This window comes from Klenkia marina, from assembly GCF_900101025.1.
GTDB lineage: Bacteria > Actinomycetota > Actinomycetes > Mycobacteriales > Geodermatophilaceae > Klenkia > Klenkia marina.
The window spans coordinates 226,081-250,887 of the sequence record NZ_FMUH01000002.1; the positions used below are offsets into that span (position 1 = coordinate 226,081).

Consider the following 24,807-nt stretch of genomic DNA (forward strand, 5'->3'; position numbering starts at 1 on the left):
GCCCGGGCGCTCGGGCACTCCGTCGGTTGTCCACCGGCGGGCGCCGACGGACCGGCTCTTCCCCTGGGAGCACCGCAGACGGAGTAGCGGTTGCCGGGCAGCAAGCCAGGTGCTTGTCGCTGCCTCTCGTGAGCCAGGTCCGATCGTAGAGGGGGCCCGGGCCGGTGTCACCCGAGGGTCGTGGAGTGCCCCAGCTCGGCGACGACCCGCTCGATCTCGGCGCGGTCGACGGACCGGACGGCGACGAGCGGGTAGGCGTCGGAGTCCTCGGCGAGGTGCACCAGGCAGAGCCCCGCGGGGGCGAGCACCTCGTCGGCGACCTGCACCGCCCGCGCCACGTCGCCGTCGGTGTCGGTGACCCGGCCCAGGTCGAGCCGGGCGTCACGGACCCGCGGCACCCCGGCCAGGGCCTCGGCCAGCTCGCTGCCCTGGTCGTCGTGGTCCAGGTAGGCCAGCGCGCCGGCGTCGTCCAGGCCGTCCAGCAGGGCCGTCCAGGGGTCGGCCGGCGGGTCCTCGAGGGTGGCCTGCACCGAGGGCCACAGCTCGGGGTCGTCGTCCAGCAGCGCGCAGAGGCGTTCCCAGCGGGCGAGATCGGCTGCGTCGGTCACCCGGACGACCGTAGCGCGGGGCCGCGGCGAGGGCAGTGCGCTTGTTCCGGAACATGTGTTCCGGCATGGTGGGTGCATGGCCGCCCGGAGTTCGCCGTGATCCCCGCCCTCGTCGTCGGCGCCGAGGTCGCCTTCTGGGTGGTGCTGGTGGCCGGCCTGCTGACCCGCTACGCGCTGCGCCGACCACGCCTGGGCGCCCTGCTGCTGCTGTGCGTACCGCTGGTCGACGTCGTCCTGCTCGCGGTCGTGGCCCTCGACCTGGCCCGCGGAGCCGCACCGGACGGGACGCACACCCTCGCCGCGCTGTACCTGGGCGTCACCGTGGCGTTCGGGCACCCCCTGGTGCGCTGGGCCGACGCCCGCGTGGCGCACCGGTTCGGCGGAGCGCCGCCGCCGACCCGGCCCGAGCGGGGCAGCCGGGCGTACGTGCGGTCGCTGTGGGTCGAGTGGGGGCGGGTGGTGCTGGCCGCCGTCCTCGCCGTCGCGGTCCTCGCCGGTCTCGGGCTGGTGGCCGGGACCGGGGCGTTCCCCTCCAGCACGTCCGACGTCCCGGCGAACCCGCTGTGGGCGCCGATGGGGGTGCTGCCGGTCGTCGTCGGCATCTGGTTCCTGGCGGGCCCGGCCTTCGCCCGGGTGACGGTGCCGGCGTCGGCGCAGCGCTGAGCGGCAGGATGGAGCCGTGCCCCGCACCGTGGACGTCGACGCGCGCCGGGACCGGCTGGTCGCCGCGGTGTGCGAGGTCGCCGTCCGCGACGGGCTGGACGCGGTGACCGCACGGTCGGTGGCCGCGGCGGCGGGCCTCTCGCTGGGCGCGGTGACCCGCACCTTCGCCAGCCAGGAGCAGCTCCACGCCGCAGCGATGCGAGCCGTCGCCGAACGGGTGGCCGCACGGTCGGCGGCCGTGCCCCGCATCGGCGACCCGGTGCGCTGCGCCCTCGCGCTGCTGGACCAGGTCATGCCCTTCGCCGAGGAGACCCGGGCCGAGGCGCAGGTGTACTACGCCTACGTGGCCCGGGCCCGGGCCGTCCCGGCACTGGCCGCCATCGCCGACGAGGTCGACGCCGCCCTGCTCGCCTCGTGCGCCGAGGTCGTGGCCCTGGTCGCCCCCGGGGCGCGGCCGGCTGCGGTGGTCGAGCTGCACGCGCTGACCGAGGGGATCGCGTTCGGGCTGGTCACCTGGCCGCACCGCCGGGACGCCGCGGAGCAGCGCCAGGTGCTGGCGGACTGGCTGGTGCGGGCGTGCGGGTGACGGTGCGGGTGCGACCGGGGTCGGGGCGCACCGTGGTGGCCGGCTCGCACGACGGGGCCCTCGTCGTCCGCGTGGCCGCCCGCGCGGTCGACGGGGCCGCCACCGACGCCGCCCTGGCCGCGCTCGCCGACGCCTTCGGGGTGCGTCGCCGTCAGGTCGCGCTGGTCACCGGGGCGACGTCGCGGACCAAGGTGGCCGAGGTCGACGGCGGCGACCCCGACCGGCTCACCGCCCTGCTGGCCGGACCCTAGGCCGGGACGGCAGCCGCTCCGGTGGGGGAGCCGGCCAGCGCGGCGTACCGGCCACCGGCGGCGACCAGCTCGTCGTGGGTGCCCTGCTCGACCACCCGGCCGTGCGACAGGACGGCGATCGAGTCGGCGTCGCGGACCGTGGACAGCCGGTGGGCGATCGTGATCGTCGTCCGGCCCTTCGCGACCTCGTCGAGGGCGGCCTGGACCGCGCGCTCGGTCTCGTTGTCCAGTGCGCTGGTGGCCTCGTCGAGCACCAGCACCCGGGGGTCGCGCAGCAGGGTGCGGGCGATGGCCAGCCGCTGCTTCTCCCCGCCGGAGAACCGGTGCCCGCGGGAGCCGACCATCGTGTCGTAGCCGTCGGGCAGGGCGACCAGGACGTCGTGCACCTGGGCCCGCCGGGCGGCGTCCTCGATCTCGACGTCGGTGGCGTCGGGCCGGGCGTACCGCAGGTTCTCGCGCACCGTGGTGTGCAGCAGGTAGGTCTCCTGGCTGACCACGCCGACCACCTGGGCCAGCTCGGCGAGCGTGAGGTCGCGGACGTCGACCCCGTCGATGGTCACGCGGCCGGTGGTGACGTCGTTGAGCCGGCTGACCAGCGAGGCGAGCGTGGACTTGCCCGACCCGGTCTCCCCGACCAGGGCCAGCGTGCTGCCGGCCGGCACGACGAGGTCGACGTCGGCCAGGGCGGGCCGGTCGCCGTCGTAGCTGAACCCGACGTGCTCCAGGCGCACCTCGCCGCTGGCCGCGCCCAGGGTGCGCGGCCTCGCGGGGTCGTCGATGTCGACCGGCAGGTCGAGGTACTCGAACACCCGGCTGAACAGGGCCATCGAGGTGATCAGCTGCCCGCCGACGTCGAGCAGGCCCATGAGCGGCCGGAACAGCGTGCCCTGCAGCGCGGTGAACGCGACCAGGGTGCCGATCGTCATCCCGCCCGACGTCGCCGGGAGACCGGCGAACAGGTAGATCAGCGCCGGGATGCCGGCGAAGACGATGCTCATGCTGGCCATGCGCCAGCGGCCGGCCAGCTGCGAGCGGACCTCGAGCCCGACCAGCTCCTGCGAGGTGGCGGCGAAGCGGGCCGACTGCGCCGGGCCGGTGCCCAGGGTCTTGCCCAGTTGCACGCCGGAGATCGACAGGCCCTCCTCGACCTGGGTCTGCATGTCGGCCATGCGGGCCTGCCGCTGCGCGGTGACCTCCCGGCGCATGAGCGCGACCTTGCGGGTCAGCCAGACCGCCGGCGGGAGGACGACGAGGGACAGCAGCGACAGCCGCCAGCTCAGCGCGGCCATCGCGACGGCCGTGCCGGCGACGGTGGTGGCGTTGGACGCCAGGCTGGTCGCGGTGGTGGTGACCACCGACTGCATGGAGCCGATGTCGTTGGTCAGCCGCGACTGCACCTCACCGCCGCGGGTGCGGGTGAAGAAGCCCAGCGACTGGCGCTGGAGGTGGCTGAAGACGGCGGTGCGCAGGCCGTGCATGACGCGCTGGCCGACCGTGGTGGACAGCCAGGTCTGCACGACGCCGAGCAGGGCGGTGGTGGCGGCGACGGCGACCATGGCGGCCACGCACCAGGCCAGCAGGGCGACGTCCTGCTGGGGGATCGCGTCGTCGATGACGGTGCGCACGAGGAACGGGGTGGCCAGGGCCACCACGGAGCTCACGACGATGAGCGCCACGACGGTGCCCACCTGGGGCCGGTAGGGCGCGAAGAGCGCAAGCACCCGCCGGAGGGACACCGGGGAGCGCTGCAGCTGCGTCGTGTCGGCCGGGTTCGGCCGGGTCTCGGGGCGTGGCATGCACGACCCCCTCTCTGTCGGGACTGATGCTGAGGTTACCTCACGGTGAGGCAACCTCGCCGAGGTCGCTACCATTCCCGGCGTGGGCGGACCCGGGACCGACGACGTCGGCGAGCTGCTGCTGCGGGCCGCCCGGTCGTTGCGGGGTCGCTGGCGCGAGGTGCTGGAACCGTGGGACCTGTCCCCGCACCACGCCCGTGCCCTGCTCGTGGTCGCCCGGTCGCAGGGCATGCGGTTGTCCGAGCTCGCCGGCGCGCTGCACATCGCCCCGCGGTCGGCCACCGAGGTCGTCGACGCCCTCGTCGAGCGCGGCCTGGTCGAGCGGGCGCCCGACCCGGCCGACCGCCGCGCCGTGCGGGTGCAGTTGACCGACGAGGGCCAGCGGGTGCAGGCCGAGGTGCACGCCGCCCGCCGGGCCGACTCCCGGGCCCTGATGGCCCGGCTGCCCGCCGACGAGCGCGCCGAGCTGGCCCGCCTGCTCCGCCGGTTGCTCGCCGACAGCTGACCCACGGGTTCCTCGCAGCCGCGGCTGGCACCCTGGGGGGCATGAACCTGGGTGCACCGGAGATCGCGCTCATCGTCCTGGCGGTGTTCGTCCTGTTCGGCTACAAGAAGCTGCCCGACGCGACCCGGTCCCTCGGGCGCTCGCTGCGCATCTTCAAGGGCGAGATGAAGGGCATGGCCGACGACGGCCGCCCGACCGCCGCACAGCCCGTGCGCCCGGGGGCGGTCGGCACCACCGAGCCGTCGAGCCCCGAGGCGCTGGAGGTCGCCGCCGCCGAGGCCGAGGCCGCCGCGCTGGAGGCCCGCACCCGCGCCGCCCGCGCCCGCGCCGACGCCCAGCGGTAGGGCATCCTCGGCGCGTGCGCGCGCTGGTGTTCGAGGAGTTCGGTGGCCCGCTGACCGTGCGGGAGGTGCCCGACCCGACCCCCGCGCCCGACGGCGTCGTCGTCACCGTGGGGGCCACCGGGGTCTGCCGCAGCGACTGGCACGCCTGGTCGGGCCACGACCCGGACGTCGTCCTGCCGCACGTGCCCGGCCACGAGCTCGCCGGCACCGTGGCCGCCGTCGGTGCGCGGGTGCGCGGCTGGTCGGTGGGCGACCGGGTCACCGCGCCGTTCGTGTGCGCCTGCGGCACCTGCCCGCCGTGCCGCGAGGGCGCCGGCCAGGTGTGCCTGCGCCAGACGCAGCCCGGCTTCACCCACTGGGGCTCGTTCGCCGAGTACGTCGCCCTCGACGCCGCCGACATCAACCTGGTCGCGCTGCCCGAGGAGCTGTCCACCGCGACCGCCGCGGCGCTGGGTTGCCGGTACGCCACCGCCTTCCGGGCCGTCACCGGGGTCGGTCGGGTGGCGCCGGGGGAGTGGGTGCTGGTCGTCGGCTGCGGCGGGGTGGGGCTGTCGGCGGTCCAGGTCGCGGTCGCCGTCGGGGCGCGGGTGGTCGCCGTCGACCCCTCGCCCGGGGCGCGCGAGCTGGCTGCGGCGACGGGCGCCGAGCACGTGCTCGACTCGGCCGACGGCTTCGTCGAGCTGGCCGTCGAGCTGACCGGCGGCGGCGTGCACGTGGGCCTGGACTGCCTGGGCTCGCCGGCCACCTGCGAGGCCTCGATCCGGGCGCTGCGCCCGCGCGGCCGGCACGTGCAGGTGGGGCTGCTGCCGCCCGCGCAGGGCCGGGCGGTGGTGCCGATGGAGCTGGTGGTCGCCCGCGAGCTCGCGGTGCTGGGCAGCCACGGCATGGCCGCCGCCGACTACCCGGCGATGCTGTCGATGATCGCCGCCGGCCGCCTGCGTCCCCAGGACCTCGTGACCCGCGAGCTGTCCCTGGACGACGCCGCCGAGGCCCTGGTCGCCGTCGGCCGCACCCCCGGCATCGCGGTCATCACCCGGTTCTGACCACGCTGCGAGCGCACCGCCCCGGCCACTGCGCGTGCAGGCGGCTCACCTCGGCCCGTCACCCGCGTGCGGGCGCACCGCCGCGTGCACGGCGTCCGGGGTGCGGCCCCGGGCGCCGCACCGGCGTGGGCCGTCAGCCGGTGGGGACGGCGGTGGTGGGCGGGGCCTGGGTGGTGGGGGGCGCGGTCGTCGTGGGGGCCGGGGCCGTCGTGGTCGGCGCGGGCGTGGTGGTGGGGGTCGACTCGTCGTCCGGTGTCGTCGTCGAGGGCGCCGAGGTGGTCGTCCGGGGCGTCGTCGAGGGCGCGGTGGTGGTCGGCGTCCCGGTGCTGGTCGGCGCCGTCGGCTCGGTCGGGGCGGTCGGCGTCGTCGGCTCGGTGGGCTCGGTGGGCACCACGGACTGCTCGGTGGACGCCGGCGCCGGATCGCTGATCGACGTCGTCATCAGCCGCGGGTCCCAGGTGAAGAAGGCGGCCACGAACACCAGCGCCAGGACCACGGTCGAGGTGCGGGCGCGACCGATGCGGGAGGGCACCCGGCGCGGCCACAGGCGCGAGCGGCGGCGGGTGGCGGGTGCGGCCGTGACGGTCGGACCGCTGGTGGCGCCCGGGTCCGCGGTGACCGTCGGCAGCTGCGTGGTCGGCTGCTCGGCGGCGCGGGCGTCGGGGGCGTCGGGGGCCCGGTCGTCGGCGGGGCGGTCGGTCACGAGCTCACCTCGCGCGGGTCGTGGGCGGTCACGGGCTCCTCGGGGCTCTGCGGCCGGACGACGATCCCCTCCCGCCGGAAGGCCAGGGCGATGCGCGAGCGCAGGTCGCGGCCGACGTCGAACTGCTTGCCCGGCAGGGTGCGGGCCACGATGCGCACGTTGACCTCGTCGAGCCCGAGGCTGGTGACGCCCATGACGCTGGGGGCGTCCAGCAGCAGCTTGGTCAGGTGCTCGTCGGCGAAGGCCTCCTCGCCGACCTCGCGCAGCACGTCCTGGACGTGGCTGACGTCGGTGCTGGCGGGCACGGGGACGTCGATGACCGCCCGGGCCCAGTCGCGCGAGAGGTTGATGACCTTGACGATCTGCCCGTTCGGGATGATCACCACCTCGCCGTTCATCGACCGCATGCGGGTGATGCGCAGCGTCACGTCCTCGACGGTGCCCTCGGCCGGGTCCCCACCGCCGACCACGGCGATCGAGACGACGTCGCCGAAGCCGTACTGCCGCTCGGTGATGAGGAAGAACCCGGCCAGCACGTCCTGCACGATGCGCTGGGCGCCGAAGCCCAGGCCGACGCCGAGCACGGTGGCCGGCGCGACCAGGCTGGTGACCGGCAGGCCCAGCGTGGAGAGCACGGTGACGGTGGCGACCGTGTAGATCACGACGACGGCGACCCACTGCAGCACCTGGGTGAGCGAGTGCCGGTGCTTGGCCGCCTCCGAGCGCACCAGGGCGTCGCCGCCGGAGGCCCCGGCGTCGATGCGGCTGGTGATCTTGCCGCCCAGCCAGGTGACGAAGCGGGCCAGCAGCACGGCGCCGACCACGATCATCACGACGGCCAGGCCACGGCCCCGGACCCAGTCGGTCAGGTTCGACAGCGGAGCGATCGCGAGGACATCCATCGCGATCCAGTGTGCCGCGGCCGGTGGCGGGGCAGCATGGCCGGGTGTCCGACATCGTCGCCCGCGCCCGGGCCCTCGCCGACGACCTGCTCTTCCCCGGTGCGGGTGGGGTCGACGCCGCCGGTGCGGTCCCCACCGCCGTCCTCGACGCACTGGCCGACGCCGGTCTCTACGGGCTGACCGGACCGGTCGCGCACGGCGGGCTGGCCGCCGACCCGGGCACGGTGCACGCGGTGGCCGAGGCGCTCGCCGGCGGTGACCTGTCCACCGCCTTCGTCTGGCTGCAGCACCTCACCGTGCCCGCGATGGTCGCCGGGTCGCCGCTGGCCGAGGAGTACCTGTCCGACCTCTGCGCCGGGCGGGTGCGGTCGGGCATCGCGCTGCTCGCGGCCACCCGCCCGCAGCCGGTCGCGATCACCGCCCGCCGCGAGGGCGAGGTGTTCGTGCTCGACGGCGGGGTGCCGTGGGTGACCGGCTGGGACCACGTCGACGTCGTGCTGGTCGCCGCCCGGGACGACGCCGACGTCGTCCACTTCCTGCTGGTGGACGCCGTCGCCGGCCCGACGCTCGAGGCCGTGCAGCAGCAGCTGGTCGCGGTGCAGGCCAGCTCGACGGTCGAGCTCCGGCTGCAGGGGCACGAGGTGCCGGCGTCCCGGCTGGTGCGCTCGGTGCCGCTGGCCGAGTGGCAGGCCGCCGACCCCGGCAACCTGCGCACCAACGGGTCGCTGGCCCTGGGCCTGGTCGGCCGGTGCACCCGGCTGGCCGACCTGCCCGGGCTGGCCGCCGACCTCACCGACACCCGCGCCCGCCTGGACGCCGCGGGCCCGGCCGACCTGCCCGGCGCACGGGCCGAGGCGGCGGCGCTCGCGCACCGGGCGGCGGGGCTGCTGGCGGTGGCCACGGGCAGCCGGTCGGTGTCGCGCGGCCACCCCGCCGAGCGGCTCACCCGGGAGGCCCTGTTCCTGCTCGTGTTCGGGTCCCGGCCGGCCATCCGGGCGGCGCTGCTCGACCGGTTGGGCGCATCACGATCCGGTCTCGGCGCTGGTCAGGACGCCGCGGGCAGGTGAGGCTGTCCTAACCGACGTCCTGATCCACCGAGGAGAACCGTGTCCCGCCGCTCCACCCTGGCCGCGCTCGCCGCCGTCACCGCCCTCGCCCTGACCGCCTGCGGCGGCTCCTCCGACGACGACGCCGCGGGTTCCTCGGCCGGCTCGGGGTCGGCCGACGGCGCCTTCCCGGTGACCATCCCCAACGCCTTCGGCGAGACCACGATCGAGACCGCCCCCGAGCGCATCGTCGTCATCGGCTACACCGACGTCGACCCGCTGCTGGCCCTCGGCGTCCAGCCGGTCGCCTTCCAGGAGTTCGTCACCTTCCCCGACGCCGCCGTCCCCGCGCTGGGCCCCTGGGCCGAGGACCTCGCCGGCGAGGCCGAGATGCAGGTCTTCCCGGTGGCCGAGACGCCCAGCGTCGAGGAGGTGCTCGCCCTGAAGCCCGACCTCGTGGTCGCCGTCAGCAGCGGCATCGAGCAGGAGGAGTACGACCAGCTGTCGGCCCTGGTGCCCGTCCTGGCCCGGCCGGAGGGCTCGACGGCCTACCTGGTCGACCGCGACGAGGCCACGCTGGCCATCGGCAAGGCCGTCGGCCAGGAGGACGAGGCCCAGGAGCTGGTGGACGGCGTCGACCAGGCCTTCGCCGACGCCCGGGACGCCAACCCCGACTTCGCCGGCAAGACCGTGGTCGTCGCGCTCCCGGCCACCGACGGCAGCGGCGGCTACTCCGCCTACGTCGAGGGCGACACCCGCACGCAGTTCTTCACCGACCTCGGCTTCGAGCTGACCCCGGGCATCGCCGACCTCGACGCCGAGGGTGGGTTCTTCGTCACGGTCTCGGCCGAGCAGGTGCAGCTGCTGGACTCCGACCTGGTCGTCGTCCTGGCGCTGGAGAGCGTCGAGGAGACCCGCGCCACGCTCGAGGCCGACCCGGTGTTCGGCAGCGTCCCGGCGGTGCAGGCGGGCCGGATCGTCTACGTCGACCCGCTCACCGGCGGCGGTGCGATCAGCTACAACGACGTGCTCAGCGTGCCTTTCGCGCTCGACCAGCTCGTGCCGCAGATCCGGACCGCACTGGCCGGCTGACCCCGCCGCTGCGTCCCCGAGCGCCCCGTCCCGGACCCCGGGCCGGGGCGATCGGCACATCACGGAAGAGTTGCACCTGACGGTCTCGGTTTGCGTCGAAGGCCCTCGCAGCGGACGGTGGGTGGTCGGTCCACGTCTCCCACCTGCGCAGACGTGGGCGGACCTGCACCCGAGACCGGAGGGAGGGCGCCCGAGACCATGCGGCGTACCCGACTGTGACCACGACTGCACCCCGACCCGAGAGCGCGTCCGAGCACCCCGAGCCACGCCCGACCGACACCGGCGAGCACCCGGCGATCGCCGAGCCGCCACCTACGGTCGCGGACGAGAAGGGCCACCTGGACACGGTCGTGTTCGGCGTCTCCGCCGCGCTCGCGCTGGCGTTCGTGGCGTGGGGCTTCCTGAGCCCGACCGGCCTGGGGACGGCGAGCTCGAGCGCGCTGGGCTGGATCGAGACCAACCTCGGCTGGTTCTTCGTGCTGGCCGCCTCGGGCTTCGTGGTGTACGTGATCTGGCTGGCCGCGTCGCGCTACGGGCGCATCCCCCTGGGCCGTGACGACGAGGGCCCGGAGTTCCGGACCGTCTCGTGGATCGCGATGATGTTCAGCGCCGGCATGGGCATCGGCCTCATGTTCTTCGGCGTCGCCGAGCCGGTGGCGCACTACGCGTCACCGCCCCCGGGCACGGTCGACGCCGAGAGCGCCGCCGCCGTCTCGACCGCCATGGCGACCACGCTCTTCCACTGGACGCTGCACCCGTGGGCCATCTACGCCGTCGTCGGGCTGGCCATCGCCTACGGCACCTTCCGCCGCGGCCGCAAGCAGCTGATCAGCGCGGCGTTCGCCCCGCTGCTGGGTGAGCGCCGCACCGAGGGCCCGGCCGGCAAGGTCATCGACGTCCTGGCCATCTTCGCCACGCTGTTCGGGTCGGCCGCCTCGCTGGGCCTGGGCGCCCTGCAGATCGGCTCGGGCGTCGAGATCCTGGGCTGGGCCGGCGACGTCGGCAACGGCGTGCTGGTCGTGATCATCGCCGTGCTGACCATGGCGTTCGTCGCCTCGGCCGTCTCGGGCATCTCGCGCGGCATCCAGTGGCTGTCCAACACCAACATGGTGCTGGCCCTGGTGCTGGCCGTCTTCGTGTTCGTCGTCGGCCCGACCGTGCTGATCCTCAACCTGATCCCGACCGCGCTGGGCAGCTACTTCAGCGAGCTCGGCGAGATGGCCGCCCGCACCGAGGCCTCCGGCGGCGACGCCATGGCCACCTGGCTGCAGGGCTACACGGTCTTCTACTGGGCCTGGTGGATCAGCTGGACGCCGTTCGTCGGCCTGTTCATCGCCCGGATCAGCCGCGGCCGCACCATCCGGCAGTTCGTCACCGGCGTGCTGCTGGTGCCCAGCGCCGTCAGCCTGGTCTGGTTCGCCGTGTTCGGCGGGGCCGGCATCGCCGCCCAGCAGGACGGCGGGGCGATCGCGGGGCAGGACACGTCGGAGGGGCAGCTGTTCGCCGTCCTCGAGCGGTACCCGCTGGCCACGGCGGCGACCGTGCTGGTGATGGTGCTCGTCGCCATCTTCTTCGTCTCCGGCGCCGACGCCGCCTCGATCGTCATGGGCTCGCTCAGCCAGCGCGGCACGCTGGAGCCCTCGCGCTGGGTGGTCGTGTTCTGGGGCGTCGTCATGGGGTCGGTCGCGGCGATCATGCTGATCATCGGTGGTGACGCCGGCCTCGAGGGGCTGCAGAACCTCACGATCATCGTGGCGCTGCCGTTCGTCCTCGTGATGATCGGCCTGGCCGTCTCGCTGGCCAAGGACCTGCGCAGCGACCCGATGATGCTGCGCAGCGTGGTGGCCACCGAGGCGGTGGAGCAGGCCGTCGTCCACGGGCTGCAGACGCACGGCGACGACTTCGTCCTCAGCGTCCAGCACGCCCCGGACGAGGACGGCGACGGCGTGGCCGACGGCCCGACGCCCAGCCGCACGGTGGCCGCGCGCACGCCCGGCGGGCTGACCGCCCGCGAGGTGGGCTCGCCCCTGCCCCGCCCGTCCGAGCAGCCGCTCGGCGCCGGTCGGCCGCAGGAGCCGCGGGACTGAGCTCCTCGACAGGACGGGTGAGGTCAGGTTAGCCTGACCTCACCCGTCCTGGAGGTCCGTCCCGTGCCGTTGAAGCTGCCCGTCGCGTCCGTCGTCGCCCTGGCGGGTCCGGACGCCGTCCGCGCCGCCGTGTGCGCAGCGCTCGACGAGGACAGCGCTCGCTGCAGTGCCGGGCACGCGAACCTGCGCGTGGCGCGGCTGGGCGCCCGACCGGGGCTGACGCTGGCCGAGCGCATGACGATGCTGGCCGAGGCGACCACCCCGGTGGTGCTGGTCGACCGGCTGACCGACGGCCTCACGTCGACCCAGCGCCGCACGGTGCTGGCCGGCCTGCGTGCCCTGGCCGACCGGGGCGCGACCGTGGTGGTCGACGACGCCGACCCGGTGGCGGCGCTGGCCGTGGCCGACGCGGCGCTGCGGGTCGACGCGACCGGTCGGGTCGAGCTCGAGGAGCTCCCCGACGTCGCAGCTCTGCTGGCCGGGTAGTGGCCGCTCTGCTGGCCGGCAGGTCAGCAGCGGGCGGTCAGCGCGCCGAGTAGGTGAGGCAGTCGGCCTTGTCGGCGGCGGCACCGACCTGCACCGACGCCGCGGTGCACTCGAGCTTCTCGTTGTGCGCGCAGTCGGCGCGGTGACACGCGCCGACCACGCCGGTGCGCTCGAGGCCCGAGCGGAACGAGATCTCGACGAAGGTGCCGCAGTGGGCGTGGTCGCCGCCGACGGTGATCGCACCGGCGTGGCAGCTGTGCTCGGCGTTGTAGGAACAGCTGCTCACGGAGCAGTCCTGGACCTGGGGCATCTGCTGGGTGCTCGTCATGCCGGTCAGGGTGGCAGCGGTCGCCCCGGTCCGCCACGAAGCGGAGGCTTGCCTCAGCGCAGGCGGCGCACCGGGACGACCATCGGGGTGCCCGACACCGGGTCGTCGATCACCCGGGCCTCGAGGTCGAAGACGTCGGCGAGCAGCTGCTCGGTGAGCACCTCGTGCGGGGTGCCCGAGGCGACGACGACGCCGTCCTTCATGGCCACGAGCCGCTGGGCGTACCGGGCGGCCAGGTTGAGGTCGTGCAGCACCACGGCCACGGTGCGGCCGCGCTCGGCGTGCAGCCGGGCGACCAGCTCGAGCACGTCGATCTGGTGCGAGAGGTCGAGGTAGGTGGTGGGCTCGTCGAGCAGCAGCAGGTCGGTGCCCTGCGCCAGCGCCATCGAGATCCAGGCGCGCTGCCGCTGCCCGCCCGAGAGGGCGTCGACCGGCCGGTCGGCGAGCTCGGCCATGTCGGTCCAGGCCAGCGCCTCGGCCACGACGTCCTCGTCGTCGTGCGACCACTGGCGCAGCCACGACTGGTGCGGGTGCCGGCCACGCGCGACCAGGTCGGCGACGGTCAACCCCTCGGGGGCGACCGGGGTCTGCGGCAGCATGCCGAGGGTGCGGGCGACCTCGCGGGTGGGGGTCTTCGCGATCGGCTTGCCGTCGAGCACCACCTGGCCGGAGTCCGGGCGCAGCAGCCGGCCCAGCGCCTTGAGCAGCGTGGACTTGCCGCACCCGTTGGGGCCCACGACCACGGTGAACGAGCCGTCGAGCAGCTCGATGTCCAGGTCGTCGACGACCACGTGGTCGCCGTAGGCCAGCCGCACGCGCTCGGCGGCCAGTCGCACCCGCGGTGCGGTGCTGCGCAGGTCGGTCGGGTGGCTCAGGACAGCGGTCACGAGGGGTACCTCATTCCGGTGGTGGTTCGGCCGGCGTGCAGGGGCCCGCTGCGAGCGGAGCGAGTGGTGGGGGGCACGGGGTCCTTCTCCTCCTACGTCAGTGCGCGGCGGCCGCGGACGAGCAGCCAGAGCAGGTAGGGGGCCCCGACGACGGCGGTGACGATGCCGACCGGGAGGGCCACGGGCAGGACGGTGCGGGTGAGCAGGTCGGCCGAGACGACGAGCAGGGCGCCCAGCAGGGCCGAGGCCAGCAGCGGCGGCCGCGAGCCGCCGACCAGCCGGACGGCGACCTGCGGCACGACGAGCGCGACGAAGGCCACCGGCCCGGCCGCGGACACCGAGACCGCGGCCAGCGCGACCGCCACCAGGACGACGACGGCCTGGGTGGGCCCGACCCGCACGCCCAGCGCACGGGCGGTCTCCTCGCCGAACTGCAGGACGCCGAGCTGCCGGGAGCAGGCCAGCGCCACCGGCACGAGCACCAGCAGCACGAGCCCCAGCGGCCAGGCCTGGTCCCAGGTGCGCCCGTTGAGCGAGCCGGTGAGCCAGACGGTGGCGGCGGTGGCGTCCTGGATGGTCGAGCGGGTGAGCAGGTAGTCGACCGCGGCGATGCCGACCGCCGACAGGCCGATGCCGACGAGGATCAGCCGGTAGCCGTCGACGCCCTTGCGCCAGGCGAGCCCGAAGATCAGCAGCGCGGTGGTCAGACCGCCGAGCAGCGCAGCCAGCGGCAGGCCGAGCCCGCCCAGGAGCTGGCCGCCGCCCGCGGTCCCACCGCCGAGCACGATGACCGCCACGGCTGCGGCCGAGGCGCCGGCGTTGATGCCCAGGGTGTCGGGGGAGGCCAGCGGGTTGCGGGCGAAGGTCTGGATCAGCGCCCCGGACAGCCCCAGCGCGAGCCCGACCAGCACGCCGACGACGACGCGCGGCGCGCGCAGCTCGGTGACGATGAACTGCTGGGTGGGGTCGCCGAGGCCGACCAGGGTGCGCAGCACGTCGACCACGCCGATCGGGTAGTCGCCGCGGCCCATGCTGACCGCGCTGACGACCACGACGGCGACCAGGGCGACCACGGGGACGAGGAGCTGCCGGGTGCGCACGACGCCGGAGAACGGGCCGATGCGCACGGCGCGGCGCTTGTCCGGGCCCAGCCGCGGCCGGGTGAGGGTGGGGCTCACACCGCCACCAGCTTGCGGCGGCGCACGAGCGCGATGAAGAACGGGGCGCCGACCAGGGCGAGCACGATGCCGACCTGCAGCTCGCCCGGGCGGGCGACCACGCGGCCCACGACGTCGGCGCCCAGCAGCAGCACCACGCCCAGCAGCGCGGAGTAGGGCACCAGCCAGCGGTGGTCGGGCCCGGTGATCGCCCGGGCCACGTGCGGCACGACCAGGCCGACGAAGCCGATCGGCCCGCAGGCGGCCGTGGCGGCGCCGGTGAGCAGGGTGATGCCGGCGATGCCCACCACCCGGGCGAGCAGCACGTTCTGGCCCAGCCCCCGGGCGACGTCCTCGCCGAGACCGAGCAGGTTGAGCGCGGGCGAGTTGGCGAGCGCGAGCACCAGGCCGACGACGATGAACGGCAGCACCTGCCAGGCGATCGAGGCGTCGCGGCCCGACAGCGACCCGACCACCCAGAAGCGGTAGCTGTCCAGGGTCGAGGAGTCGGTGATCAGCACCGCCCGCACCAGGGCGAACAGCAGGGCGGAGAGGGCGGCGCCGGCCAGGGCCAGGCTGATCGGGGTGGCCCCGCCGCGACCGCTGGAGCCGATGGCGAACACCGCCACCGAACCCAGCATCGCGCCCAGGAAGGCGAACCAGACGTACCCGGACGGGCTGCCGATGCCGAGCAGGAAGATCGCCAGGACGACGGCGGCCGACGCCCCGGCGGCGACGCCGAGCAGCCCGGGGTCGCCGAGCGGGTTGCGGGTGTGGCCCTGCATGAGGGCACCCGCCGCGCCCAGCGACAGGCCGACCAGCACGCCGAGCAGGGTGCGCGGGATGCGCAGCTCGCGGATGACCACCGCGTCGTCGCCGGTGAACCCGGTGTCGGTGAGGGTCTGCCAGACGGTGCCGAACGGGATCGCCCGGCTGCCGACGGCGATGCTGAGCCCGCACACGACCGCGACCAGGACCAGCAGCAGCCACAGCCCGCCGATCCGGGTGGCCGGGCCGCGCAGCAGGCCGCGCCGGCGGTGCTCGCGCTCGGCCTCGGCGACCAGCTGCTCGGGAGCCCGGCGCGACTGCACGGCGGGCTCGGGCACGAGCGACTCCTCCGGGCGGTCAGCGGGGCGGCCCCGGAGGACCTTGATCGGTAAGCCTCACCTTACCCACGCTGCACCCGTCCAGGTCAAGGGCGGTGGAGGCCCCCGACGACCAGGGCGGCCAGCTCGGCGTAGGCGGCGGCGTCGTCGAGGTCGGTCGCTGCCGCGATGCGCCCGGCGTGGATGGCCGACATGACCTCGGTGACCGCGGCACCCACGAACGAGGCGTGCACCGGGCGCAGCGTGCCGGCCGCGACGCCCTCGTCGACCAGCTGCTGCACCCGCCGGGCCGCCGTCCGGGTGTTGCGGGCGTAGACCTCGCCCGCCGGGGCGAACGCGGCCAGGTCGGCGAAGAACGCGGCCGAGGCGGGGCGCAGCTGCTCGCTCACGGCCAGCAGGTAGGCCTCGATGCGCGCGCCGGCGTCCGCCGGCTGCGCGGCCCGGGCCTCGACGGCCTCGGTGGCCCGGGCGAAGAACCGCCGGACGGCGGCCACCACCAGCTGCTCCTTGCTCGCCGCGACCGCGTAGAGCGTGCTCTTGGAGCAGTGCAGGCGGCGGGCGAGGTCGTCGAGGGTGCAGGCGGCGAACCCCTCGGCGAGGAACAGCTCGACCAGGTCGTCGAGCACGGCGGCGCGGCGGGCGGGCCCACGGGTCGCCGTTCTCGCGCTGGTCACGCCGTCCAGGCTATCTTCGGTACTGAGAAGCGTCCTGCAGTACCGATGAGAGGTGCCCGTCATGCCGGTCCAGCGTCTGGTCCCCACGCAGGAGGCGGCCGACCTGCTCGACCTCACCCGCGAGATCGCCCGCGACGAGCTGGCGCCGAAGGTGGCCGCGGCCGAGGCCGACGAGCAGTTCCCCCGCGAGGTGTTCCGCACCCTGGGCCGGGCCGGCCTGCTGGGCCTGCCCTACGGCGAGGAGTTCGGCGGCGGCGGGCAGCCCTACGAGGTCTACCTGCAGGTGCTCGAGGAGATCGCCGCGGTGTGGGCCAGCGTCGGCGTCGGGGTGAGCGTGCACGGGCTCTCGTGCTTCGGGCTGGCGACGAAGGGCACCGACGAGCAGAAGCAGCGGCTGCTGCCCGACATGCTCGGCGGTGAGCTGCTCGGCGCCTACTGCCTGAGCGAGCCGCACGCCGGCTCCGACCCGGCCGCGATGCGCACGAAGGCCGTCCGCGACGGCGACTCGTACGTGCTCACCGGCGAGAAGGCCTGGACGACGCACGGCGGGCAGGCCGACTTCTACAAGGTCATGGCGCGCACCTCGGACCACCGCTCGCGCGGCATCTCCTGCTTCCTGGTGCCGGCCGACGCCCCCGGCCTCGTGGCCGACCCGGCCGAGCGGAAGATGGGCCTGACCGGCTCGACCACCGCGCTCATGCGCTTCGAGGGCGTACGGGTCGACGCCGACCGCCGCCTCGGCGAGGAGGGCGAGGGCCTGCCGATCGCGCTCGCCGGGCTGGACGCCGGCCGGCTGGGCATCGCCGCGGTCGCCGTCGGGCTGGCCCAGGGGGCGCTGGAGGACGCGCTGGCCTACGCCCAGGAGCGCGAGACCTTCGGGGTGCCGATCATCGAGCACCAGGGGCTGGGCTTCCTGCTCGCCGACATGGCCGCGGGCACCGAGACCGCCCGGGCGATGACCCTGCACGCCGCGCGGCTCAAGGACGCCGGCCTGCCGTACTCGCAGCAGGCCTCGATCGCCAAGCTCGTGGCCACCGACAACGCGATGAAGGTGACCACGGACGCCGTCCAGGTGCTCGGTGGGTACGGCTACACGCGCGACTTCCCGGTCGAGCGGTACATGCGCGAGGCCAAGGTCATGCAGATCTTCGAGGGCACCAACCAGATCCAGCGGCTGGTGATCAGCCGGGCGCTGGCCAAGGGCGGCGCGGTGACGACGGCGGTGGCCCCGGCGGAGTTCGCCCTGGCCTGAGCGGGTGCGGGCGGCCTAGCGTGACGGGCATGTGCCGCAACATCAGGGTCCTGCACAACCTCGAGCCGGCCACCACGCCCGACGAGGTCGACGCCGCCGCGCTGCAGTTCGTGCGCAAGGTGAGCGGTTCGGTGAAGCCGTCGCAGGCCAACCAGGAGGCCTTCGACCGGGCGGTCGCCGAGATCGCGCACGCCACGAGGCACCTGCTGGCCGACCTGGTGACCGCGGCCCCGCCGCGCGACCGCGAGGTGTTGGCCGCCCGCGCCCGCGAGAAGGCCGCCGCGAGGTACGCCCGCTGATCCTCCGCCGGGCGGCGTGGATCAGCTGGGTTCACGGATGTCCGTCCTGGCTCACCGACGCCGGTGAGCCAGGACGGAGTTCGATCAGCTGAGCTGATCCACGCCGTGGCCGATCAGTCGAAGACGATGACGCCGCGGATGTTCTTGCCCTCGTGCATGTCCTGGTAGGCCTCGGTGACCTGGTCGAGGGTGTACTCCTTGGTGATCAGCTCGTCGAGCTTGAGCTGACCGGCCTGGTACATGCGCAGCAGCTTCGGGATGTCCGAGTGCGGCGACTGCGCGCCGATGATCGCGCCCTGCAGCCGCTTCTGCATCAGGGTCAGGTCGAAGGCCGAGATCGGCGTGGTCTCGGTCATGCTGCCCAGGCCGGTGACGACGACGGTGCCGCCCTTGCGGATCGAGGCCAGGCCCTGGGCCGGGTGCTCGGGCTTGAGCACGCCCACGGTGATTAGGCAGACGTCGGCGCCCTGGCCCTGGGTGATCGACTGGGCGAACTCGGTGGCCTTCTCCATGTCCTCGAACACGTCGGTGGCGCCGAACTCCTGCGCCATCTCGCGCTTGAAGGGCACCGGGTCGACGGCGATGACGTTGGTGGCGCCGGCGTGGGCAGCACCCTGGACGGCGTTGATGCCGATGCCGCCGATGCCCATGACGATCACGACGTCGCCGGGCTTGACGTCGCCGGCCTTGACCGCGGTGCCGAAGCCGGTGGGTACGCCGCAGCCGACCAGCGCGGCGGACTTGAGCGGGATGTCCTTGTCGATCTTGATGACCGAGGCGACGTCGGCGACGGTGTACTCGGAGAAGGTCGAGATGCCGCACATCTGGCCGACGTTCTGGCCGTCGAGCTTCATGCGGAAGTCCTCGGCGTCGTCGGCGCGCGAGCCGACCAGCAGCAGGGCGCCCTTGTCGCAGAGGTTGAAGTCGCCGCGGCGACAGGCCATGCACTGCCCGCACGAGGGGACGAAGGAGAAGACGACGTGGTCGCCCTCCTCGAAGCCCGGGGTGTCGGGGCCGACCTTGGTGATGACGCCGGAGCCCTCGTGGCCGCCGCAGAACGGGTAGGTCATCACCTGGAGGTCGCCGGTCTGCAGGTGGTCGTCGGAGTGGCACAACCCGGAGGCGGCCAGCTTGACCATGACCTCGCCCTTCTTCGGGTCGTCGAGCTCCAGGGTGACGGTCTCGTACTCGCCCGGGGACTGGCGGATGATCGAGGCGCGGGTGGTGGTGGGCATCGTTGCTCTCCTGCTTCGCTCGGCCTTCGGCACTCGGTGTCACGTGCCGGTGTGACCATAAACGCATTCGTCAGACGATGGTGACGCCGATCACGATGAATTGCGGTCGTGCAACCTCCCGCAACGGTCCCTACAGCCCGCCGGCCACCCTCAGCACGGTGCCGGTGACGTAGCCGGCCTCGGGCCCCAGCAGCCAGACGACGGCCGGGGCGATCTCGTCGGGTTCCCCGGCGCGGCCCATCGGCACCCGGCCGCTGACCCGCTCCAGCCGTCCGGGGTCGCCGGCGCCGGCGTGGATGCCGGTGCGCACCAGGCCGGGCGCGACCCCGTTCACCCGCACCCCGGCGGTGGCCAGCTCCTTGGCCAGGCCTACCACGAGTGCGTCGACACCGGCCTTCGCCGCGGCGTAGTGCACGTACTCGTGCGCCGACCCCAGCGTCGCCGCCGCGGACGAGACGCAGACGACCGACCCGCCGGCGCCACCCCGGTCGGTGGCCATCACCTGCGCGGCCCGGCGGCAGCACAGGACGACGCCGAGCAGGTTGGTGTCCAGCACGGTGCGCACGACGTCGACCGGGGTGTCGGCCAGGTCGCCGAGGTGGGCGGTCAGCCCCGCGTTGGCCACCAGACCGGTGGGGGTGCCCAGCGCGGTGGCGAAGAGCCGGTCGACGTCCGCGGGGTCGGTGACGTCGGCCCGCACGGCCACCGCCCGCACCCCGACCGCCTCGGCGCCGGCCACCACGGCGGCGGCGTCGTCGGCACCCGAGCGGTACCCGACGACGACGTCGTGCCCGGCCCGGGCGAGGGCGGCGACGGTGGCCGCCCCGATGCCGCGGCTCCCCCCGGTGACGACGGTGACCGGCCGAGAAGTGCTCATGCCGCCCATCCTCCCCCGCCGCCTCGCACCCCCTGCCTCGGCGGGGACGGGGCCGGCGGGAACGCACAGCGGCCCCCGGTTCCGCTGGGGAACCGGGGGCCGCTGGTGGGGCCGGGTGCTACGCGGGCTGCATGGCGCCCAGGACGGCGAGGACGTCGTCCGCGGTGCGCGCCTGCTCGAGGCGGGCGACCTGCGCCTGGTCGCTGAACACCTCGGCGATGCGGGCCAGCAGCGCCAGGTGGTCGTCGCCGGCGCCGGCGATGCCGATCACGAAGCGCACCTCGCGGCCGTTCCAGTCCACACCCTGCGGGAAGCGGACGAAGGAGATCGCCGACCGGCGGATCGAGGGCTTGGCCTCGTTGGTGCCGTGCGGGATCGCCAGCAGGTTGCCCATGTAGGTCGACACCGACGTCTCCCGCTCGTGCATGGACCGCACGTAGGACTCGTCGACCGACCCGGCGGCCACGAGCAGCTCACCGGCCTGCTGGATCGCCGCGGCCCGGTCGCCCGAGGCGTCCAGCACGATCGACTCGCGGGCCAGCAGGCCGCTGGCCCCACCGGCGGCCGGGGCCGCGGCGGCCCCGCCCGCGCCGGAGCCGTTGCGCTCGCGGAGCAGCTCGACGATCTCGTCGTAGCGCGGGCTGCCCATGAAGTTCTCCACCGAGACGTGCGCCGCGGAGGGGGACTGCTTGCGGGCGCGGTCGGTGAGGTCCTGGTGGGTGACCACGAGGTCGACGTCGTCGCGCAGGTTGGAGATCGCCTTGTTCACGACCGTGACGTCGGAGAACCCGGCGCCCTGCACCTTCTTGCGCAGCACCGAGGCGCCCATGGCCGAGGAGCCCATGCCGGCGTCGCAGGCGAAGACGATCGAGCGGATCGGGCCGGACGACGCCGCGGAGCCGCCGAGCATCCCGGAGACCGAGGACTTCTTGCCCTTGTTGGCCTCCATCTGCGCGGTGGCGGCCGCGAGGTCGCCGTCGTCGTCGCTCTTGTCGATCTTGAGCAGGAAGGCGGCGACGACGAAGCAGACGGCCGCGGCCACGACCACCGAGGCGGTGACGCCCAGCAGGCTGCTCGGCGGGGAGGACGCCCACACGGCGATGATCGAGCCGGGCGAGGCCGGGGAGCGCAGGCCCGAGCCGAAGGCCAGGTTGGTGGCCACGCCGGCCATGCCGCCGAGGATCACCGCGGCGATCAGCTTCGGCTTGGCCAGCACGTAGGGGAAGTAGATCTCGTGGATGCCGCCGATGAACTGGATGAGGATCGCGCCGGGGGCCGACGACTTCGCCGCGCCCTTGCCGAAGACCGCGAAGGCGAGCAGCAGGCCCAGGCCGGGGCCGGGGTTGGCCTCGAGCAGGAAGAGGATCGACTGACCGGCGCTGGCCGCCTCGTTGGTGCCCAGCGGGGTGAGGATGCCCTGGTTGATCGCGTTGTTGAGGAAGAGGATCTTGGCCGGCTCGATGAAGATCGAGGTCAGCGGCAGCAGGTTGCGCTCGACCAGGAAGTCGACGACGTTGCCGGCGAAGGTGCTGAAGCCCTGCACGAACGGCCCGGCGAGCACGAAGCCGACGACGGCGAGGAAGCCGCCCCAGATGCCGGCGGAGAAGTTGTTGACCAGCATCTCGAAGCCGGGGCGGATCTTGTGCGCCCACAGCGCGTCGAGCTTCTTCATCGACCAGCCGCCGAGCGGGCCCATGATCATGGCGCCCAGGAACATCGGCACGCTGGCGCCGGCGATGGCGCCCATGGTGGCGATGGCGCCGACGACGCCGCCGCGCAGGTTGTCGTTGTAGACCATCCGCCCGCCGGTGTAGCCGATGAGCAGCGGCAGCAGGTAGGTGATCATCGGGCCGACGATGCCGCCGCCCGGGGTGCCGTCCCAGTTGCCCAGCTGCTCGACGAAGCCGTAGCCGCCCTCGTAGCCGAGGGCGTCGCCGATGAGCTTGATCCAGCCCGTGCTGATGAACAGGGCCGTGATCAGGCCCCAGGCGATGAACGCGCCGATGTTGGGCAGGACCATGTTCGACAGGAACGTGCCGAACCGCTGGACCCGCAGCCGGGCGCTGGTGCGCTGCGCCCCGTCCGTGGTGGTGGCCATCGAGGACCTTCTTCTGATGAGGGGTGAGCCGCCACCGCCCCCGTGCGGACGGTGTCGGACCGGATCGTAGGCACAGCCTGTGACAGCTGTCACGGATCTGTGAATGCGTTTGTATACGCCGTTTCGTGCCCGGTCAAGAGGGGTTTCACGAACGACATGGGCCCGATCGGACCCGGATGCGTACGCTCCGATGCGAGCGGCCCCGTCACTACAGTGATTCCGGGCACACCGGAGCGGTCGACACCCCGTGGAGGACACATGAAGGCACTGCGTTTCTACGCCCCCGAGGACGTCCGCCTGGAGGACGTCGCCGAGCCCGAGTGCGGCCCGGGCGAGGTCAAGATCAAGGTCAAGAACTGCTCCACCTGCGGCACCGACGTCAAGATCTTCCACAACGGGCACCAGAACCTGACCCCGCCGCGCACCATCGGCCACGAGGTCGCCGGCGAGGTCGTCGAGGTCGGCGCCGACGTGAACAGCACCTACGGCAGCAGCTGGGCCCCCGGCGACCGTGTGCAGGTCATCGCCGCCGTCCCGTGCGGTGAGTGCCACGAGTGCCGCAAGGGCTGGATGGCGGTCTGTGCGAACCAGACCTCGGTCGGCTACCAGTACGACGGCGGCTTCGCCGAGTACATGGTCGTGCCGCAGCAGGTGCTCAAGGTCGACGGCCTCAACCGCATCCCCGACAACGTGGGCTACGACGAGGCCTCGGCCGCCGAGCCCTTCGCCTGCGCGATCAACGCCCAGGAGCTGCTGGGCATCGAGGAGGGCGACACCCTCGTCGTCTTCGGCGCCGGCCCGATCGGCTGCATGCACATCCGCATCGCCCGCGGCGTGCACAAGGTCGGCAAGGTCTACCTGGTCGACGTCAACGCGGAGCGGCTGCAGATGAGCGCCGACGCGGTGCAGCCCGACGAGGTGATCAACGGCGCCGAGGTCGACGTCGTCGAGCGCGTCATGGAGCTCACCGGTGGCCGCGGGGCCGACGTGGTCATCACCGCGACCGCCGCGAACGTGACCCAGGAGCAGGCCATCGCCATGGCGGCCCGCAACGGCCGCATCTCCTTCTTCGGCGGGCTGCCCAAGACCAACCCCACCATCACCTGCGACTCCAACGTCGTGCACTACCGCCAGCTGCACATCCACGGCGCCAACGGCTCGGCCCCCTCGCACAACAAGCGGGCCCTGGAGTACATCTCCACCGGCCAGGTGCCGGTCAAGGACCTCATCACCGAGCACATCCCGCTCGACCGCGCGCTCGAGGCCTTCGACATCGTCAAGAGCGGCAAGGCGATCAAGGTCACCGTCGAGCCGTGACCGGCGGCGGGGTGCTCGCCGGGCGCAGCAGCGACCCGTCCTGCACCCCGCGCCCGGTGCGGGACACGCTGCGCCCCGCTCGGCGCGGAGGCATGCTGGACCGGACGGAACGGTCCGGTCCGACATCGGCCGCCGACGAACGACCCCGAGGAGCAGCATGAGCACCGGATGGTGGGCGGTCGTCTTCTTCGCCGTCGTGGCGGTCGTCGCCGCGGTCTGGGTGGGCAACACCCTGCGGTGGACCAGGGCCAACGACAACCTGGCCCGCCGCGGCACCAAGGCGGTCGGGCGCGGCACGGGTGCGCGGCGCCGCGGTTTGCCGCTGGTCGTCGGCATCGTCGTCACCGGGATCTCGGTGGTCGCCCTGGTCTGGTCGATCCTCTACGCCACGGCGAACTGACGGCCGGACGGTCGACAAGGGTGGTGACCCCGGTCATCATCGGCCCGTGCACGCCTCCGGACCCGCGCAGCAGGTGCTGACCTGCGGTGCGGCGGGACCCGAGGCCTTCGAGCACTGGCGGGCGCTCATCTCGGACACCTTCGTGCCGCTCACCGCGGTGCCGACCACCGACCGGCCCTTCCGCGGCGAGCTGCGGGTGGTCACCCACCCCGCGGTGCAGCTCACCGAGGTGCGCTCCCACGGTCAGCACGTCCGGCGCACCCGTCAGCTCATCGCGGGCAGCTCGGAGGACTACCTGCTGTCCAGCATCCAGCTCGGCGGGCGGGGCCGGGTCGAGCAGGACGGGCGCACCGCCGTCCTCACCCCGGGCGCGATGACGTTCTACGACAGCACCCGGCCCTACACCCTCCACTTCGACGACGCCTTCGAGCAGCTGGTCGTGCAGCTGCCCCGCCGCCCGCTGCTGGCCGCCGCCGGCGTGCCCGACGACGGCGTCCACCTGACCGCCGTCGCGCTCGAGGCCGGCGGGCCCGGCTCGGTGCTGGCCGGCTTCTTCTCCTCGCTGGCCCTGGTGCACGACCGCGACCCGGCCGGGGCCCTGCAGCTGAGCGCGCATGCCCCGGCCCTGCTGGCGTCGGCGCTGCGGCTGGCCGCCGGGCAGGGGGCCGGGCCGGACGACGCCGGGCTGGCGCGGGAGCGGGTGCTGGCCCACCTGCGCCGGCACGCCGGCGACCCGCACCTGGACGCCGACGCCGTGGCCACGGCCTGCCACCTCTCGCGGCGCGCGCTGTTCCGGCTCTTCGAGGGGCGGGAGTCGCTGGCATCGGCGTTGCGGCGCACCAGGGTGGAGCGGGCCGCCGAGCTGCTGGTCGCCCAGCCCCGCCGTCCGGTCGCCTCGGTCGGCACGGCGTGCGGGTTCGCCGGCGAGGCGCAGTTCCACCGGGCGTTCCGGCAGGTCACCGGCATGACCCCCGCCGAGCACCGGGCTGGCACGCACGGTCGGTGAGCTGGCACCCAGCGTCAGCCGTGCGGGGGGAGGGTCACGGCATCCACACGACCCAGGGA

At 74.1% G+C, this 24,807-nt stretch carries 27 protein-coding genes and 1 riboswitch; of the genes, 15 read left to right on the forward strand and 12 right to left on the reverse strand.

The window, feature by feature from the left end; all coding sequences use genetic code 11:
• Positions 1-17 precede the first annotated feature (17 nt).
• Positions 18-134: riboswitch (SAM riboswitch) on the reverse strand.
• Positions 135-167: 33 nt separating this feature from the next.
• Positions 168-608, reverse strand: a complete 441-nt coding sequence (locus BLP29_RS06280) for a DUF6630 family protein (protein ID WP_092801419.1) — start codon at positions 606-608, stop codon at positions 168-170.
• A 96-nt stretch (positions 609-704) separates the two neighbouring features.
• Here BLP29_RS06280 and BLP29_RS06285 point away from each other — a divergent pair, with 96 nt between their 5' ends.
• Genes BLP29_RS06285 through BLP29_RS06295 form a run of 3 tightly spaced genes read left to right on the forward strand, consistent with a single transcriptional unit; the run spans position 705 to position 2,108 of the window.
• Positions 705-1,271, forward strand: coding sequence for a hypothetical protein (locus BLP29_RS06285; RefSeq protein ID WP_207798342.1), 567 nt, complete (start codon positions 705-707; stop codon positions 1,269-1,271).
• A gap of 16 nt (positions 1,272-1,287) precedes the next feature.
• Positions 1,288-1,857: a TetR/AcrR family transcriptional regulator gene (locus BLP29_RS06290; protein WP_092801421.1), complete on the forward strand. Its 570-nt coding sequence runs from the start codon at positions 1,288-1,290 to the stop codon at positions 1,855-1,857.
• Positions 1,848-2,108: a DUF167 domain-containing protein gene (locus BLP29_RS06295; RefSeq protein ID WP_092801422.1), complete on the forward strand. Its 261-nt coding sequence runs from the start codon at positions 1,848-1,850 to the stop codon at positions 2,106-2,108. Before BLP29_RS06290 ends, BLP29_RS06295 begins: the two co-directional genes overlap by 10 nt.
• Here BLP29_RS06295 and BLP29_RS06300 read toward each other — a convergent pair.
• Positions 2,105-3,904, reverse strand: a complete 1,800-nt coding sequence (locus BLP29_RS06300; protein WP_092801423.1) for an ABC transporter ATP-binding protein — start codon at positions 3,902-3,904, stop codon at positions 2,105-2,107. The two genes, BLP29_RS06295 and BLP29_RS06300, sit on opposite strands and share 4 nt — an antisense overlap.
• Before the next feature lie 82 nt (positions 3,905-3,986).
• Here BLP29_RS06300 and BLP29_RS06305 point away from each other — a divergent pair, with 82 nt between their 5' ends.
• Genes BLP29_RS06305 through BLP29_RS06315 form a run of 3 tightly spaced genes read left to right on the forward strand, consistent with a single transcriptional unit; the run spans position 3,987 to position 5,796 of the window.
• Positions 3,987-4,409 (forward strand): MarR family winged helix-turn-helix transcriptional regulator, encoded by a 423-nt coding sequence (locus tag BLP29_RS06305; protein WP_092801424.1) that lies wholly within the window; start codon positions 3,987-3,989, stop codon positions 4,407-4,409.
• Positions 4,410-4,450: 41 nt separating this feature from the next.
• Complete coding sequence (gene tatA, locus BLP29_RS06310; protein ID WP_092801425.1) at positions 4,451-4,753, forward strand: Sec-independent protein translocase subunit TatA; 303 nt, start codon at positions 4,451-4,453, stop codon at positions 4,751-4,753.
• A gap of 14 nt (positions 4,754-4,767) precedes the next feature.
• A complete protein-coding gene (locus BLP29_RS06315) occupies positions 4,768-5,796 on the forward strand; it encodes a zinc-binding dehydrogenase (protein WP_092801426.1) in 1,029 nt (342 codons plus the stop codon).
• A 133-nt stretch (positions 5,797-5,929) separates the two neighbouring features.
• Here BLP29_RS06315 and BLP29_RS21225 read toward each other — a convergent pair whose 3' ends face one another.
• Together BLP29_RS21225 and BLP29_RS06325 are read right to left on the reverse strand one after the other, a co-directional pair.
• Entirely contained in the window at positions 5,930-6,499 is a 570-nt protein-coding gene (locus tag BLP29_RS21225) for an Rv3103c transmembrane domain-containing protein (RefSeq protein WP_207798343.1), read from the reverse strand.
• On the reverse strand, positions 6,496-7,401 hold the full coding sequence (locus BLP29_RS06325) for a mechanosensitive ion channel family protein (RefSeq protein ID WP_092801427.1): 906 nt from the start codon (positions 7,399-7,401) through the stop codon (positions 6,496-6,498). Before BLP29_RS06325 ends, BLP29_RS21225 begins: the two co-directional genes overlap by 4 nt.
• Positions 7,402-7,445: 44 nt before the next feature.
• Between BLP29_RS06325 and BLP29_RS06330 the strand changes: the two genes are divergently transcribed.
• From BLP29_RS06330 to BLP29_RS06345, 4 genes are all read left to right on the forward strand, one after another.
• The gene (locus tag BLP29_RS06330) at positions 7,446-8,468 is read left to right on the forward strand and encodes an acyl-CoA dehydrogenase family protein (protein ID WP_092802960.1); all 1,023 of its coding nucleotides are present in this window, start codon (positions 7,446-7,448) and stop codon (positions 8,466-8,468) included.
• 39 nt (positions 8,469-8,507) lie between these two features.
• Positions 8,508-9,539: an iron-siderophore ABC transporter substrate-binding protein gene (locus BLP29_RS06335; RefSeq protein WP_092801428.1), complete on the forward strand. Its 1,032-nt coding sequence runs from the start codon at positions 8,508-8,510 to the stop codon at positions 9,537-9,539.
• A 215-nt stretch (positions 9,540-9,754) separates the two neighbouring features.
• Positions 9,755-11,626: a BCCT family transporter gene (locus BLP29_RS06340; protein WP_092801430.1), complete on the forward strand. Its 1,872-nt coding sequence runs from the start codon at positions 9,755-9,757 to the stop codon at positions 11,624-11,626.
• A gap of 63 nt (positions 11,627-11,689) precedes the next feature.
• A complete protein-coding gene (locus BLP29_RS06345) occupies positions 11,690-12,112 on the forward strand; it encodes a hypothetical protein (RefSeq protein WP_092801432.1) in 423 nt (140 codons plus the stop codon).
• A 37-nt stretch (positions 12,113-12,149) separates the two neighbouring features.
• Here BLP29_RS06345 and BLP29_RS06350 read toward each other — a convergent pair whose 3' ends face one another.
• The 5 genes from BLP29_RS06350 to BLP29_RS06370 all read right to left on the reverse strand — a co-directional run bounded on the left by BLP29_RS06350 (position 12,150) and on the right by BLP29_RS06370 (position 16,264).
• Positions 12,150-12,440: a DUF1540 domain-containing protein gene (locus BLP29_RS06350; RefSeq protein ID WP_092801435.1), complete on the reverse strand. Its 291-nt coding sequence runs from the start codon at positions 12,438-12,440 to the stop codon at positions 12,150-12,152.
• 53 nt (positions 12,441-12,493) lie between these two features.
• Positions 12,494-13,327 carry an ABC transporter ATP-binding protein gene (locus BLP29_RS06355; protein WP_092801438.1) on the reverse strand — a complete coding sequence of 278 codons (834 nt, stop codon included), beginning with the start codon at positions 13,325-13,327 and terminating at the stop codon, positions 12,494-12,496.
• Positions 13,328-13,419: 92 nt separating this feature from the next.
• Positions 13,420-14,505 (reverse strand): FecCD family ABC transporter permease, encoded by a 1,086-nt coding sequence (locus BLP29_RS06360; protein ID WP_092801440.1) that lies wholly within the window; start codon positions 14,503-14,505, stop codon positions 13,420-13,422.
• Positions 14,502-15,590, reverse strand: coding sequence for a FecCD family ABC transporter permease (locus BLP29_RS06365; protein WP_243469741.1), 1,089 nt, complete (start codon positions 15,588-15,590; stop codon positions 14,502-14,504). Before BLP29_RS06365 ends, BLP29_RS06360 begins: the two co-directional genes overlap by 4 nt.
• A gap of 86 nt (positions 15,591-15,676) precedes the next feature.
• A complete protein-coding gene (locus BLP29_RS06370; RefSeq protein WP_207798344.1) occupies positions 15,677-16,264 on the reverse strand; it encodes a TetR/AcrR family transcriptional regulator in 588 nt (195 codons plus the stop codon).
• Positions 16,265-16,325: 61 nt separating this feature from the next.
• On the opposite strand from BLP29_RS06370, the gene BLP29_RS06375 reads away from it, so the two are divergent.
• On the forward strand, positions 16,326-17,516 hold the full coding sequence (locus tag BLP29_RS06375; protein ID WP_092802966.1) for an acyl-CoA dehydrogenase family protein: 1,191 nt from the start codon (positions 16,326-16,328) through the stop codon (positions 17,514-17,516).
• Between the two features lie 29 nt (positions 17,517-17,545).
• On the forward strand, positions 17,546-17,815 hold the full coding sequence (locus BLP29_RS06380; protein ID WP_092801446.1) for a DUF2277 domain-containing protein: 270 nt from the start codon (positions 17,546-17,548) through the stop codon (positions 17,813-17,815).
• A gap of 113 nt (positions 17,816-17,928) precedes the next feature.
• Here BLP29_RS06380 and BLP29_RS06385 read toward each other — a convergent pair whose 3' ends face one another.
• The 3 genes from BLP29_RS06385 to BLP29_RS06395 form a co-directional block, all read right to left on the reverse strand.
• Complete coding sequence (locus tag BLP29_RS06385; protein ID WP_092801449.1) at positions 17,929-19,050, reverse strand: NDMA-dependent alcohol dehydrogenase; 1,122 nt, start codon at positions 19,048-19,050, stop codon at positions 17,929-17,931.
• Between the two features lie 130 nt (positions 19,051-19,180).
• Positions 19,181-19,927 (reverse strand): SDR family oxidoreductase, encoded by a 747-nt coding sequence (locus BLP29_RS06390; protein ID WP_092801452.1) that lies wholly within the window; start codon positions 19,925-19,927, stop codon positions 19,181-19,183.
• Between the two features lie 118 nt (positions 19,928-20,045).
• Positions 20,046-22,025, reverse strand: a complete 1,980-nt coding sequence (locus BLP29_RS06395) for a PTS mannitol transporter subunit IICBA (RefSeq protein WP_092801455.1) — start codon at positions 22,023-22,025, stop codon at positions 20,046-20,048.
• A gap of 258 nt (positions 22,026-22,283) precedes the next feature.
• On the opposite strand from BLP29_RS06395, the gene BLP29_RS06400 reads away from it, so the two are divergent.
• The 3 genes from BLP29_RS06400 (at position 22,284) to BLP29_RS06410 (ending at position 24,748) form a co-directional block, all read left to right on the forward strand.
• On the forward strand, positions 22,284-23,342 hold the full coding sequence (locus BLP29_RS06400) for a zinc-dependent dehydrogenase (protein WP_092801459.1): 1,059 nt from the start codon (positions 22,284-22,286) through the stop codon (positions 23,340-23,342).
• Positions 23,343-23,499: 157 nt separating this feature from the next.
• The gene (locus tag BLP29_RS06405) at positions 23,500-23,742 is read left to right on the forward strand and encodes a hypothetical protein (RefSeq protein ID WP_092801463.1); all 243 of its coding nucleotides are present in this window, start codon (positions 23,500-23,502) and stop codon (positions 23,740-23,742) included.
• A 46-nt stretch (positions 23,743-23,788) separates the two neighbouring features.
• Entirely contained in the window at positions 23,789-24,748 is a 960-nt protein-coding gene (locus BLP29_RS06410; protein WP_165839309.1) for an AraC-like ligand-binding domain-containing protein, read from the forward strand.
• Positions 24,749-24,807 lie beyond the last annotated feature (59 nt).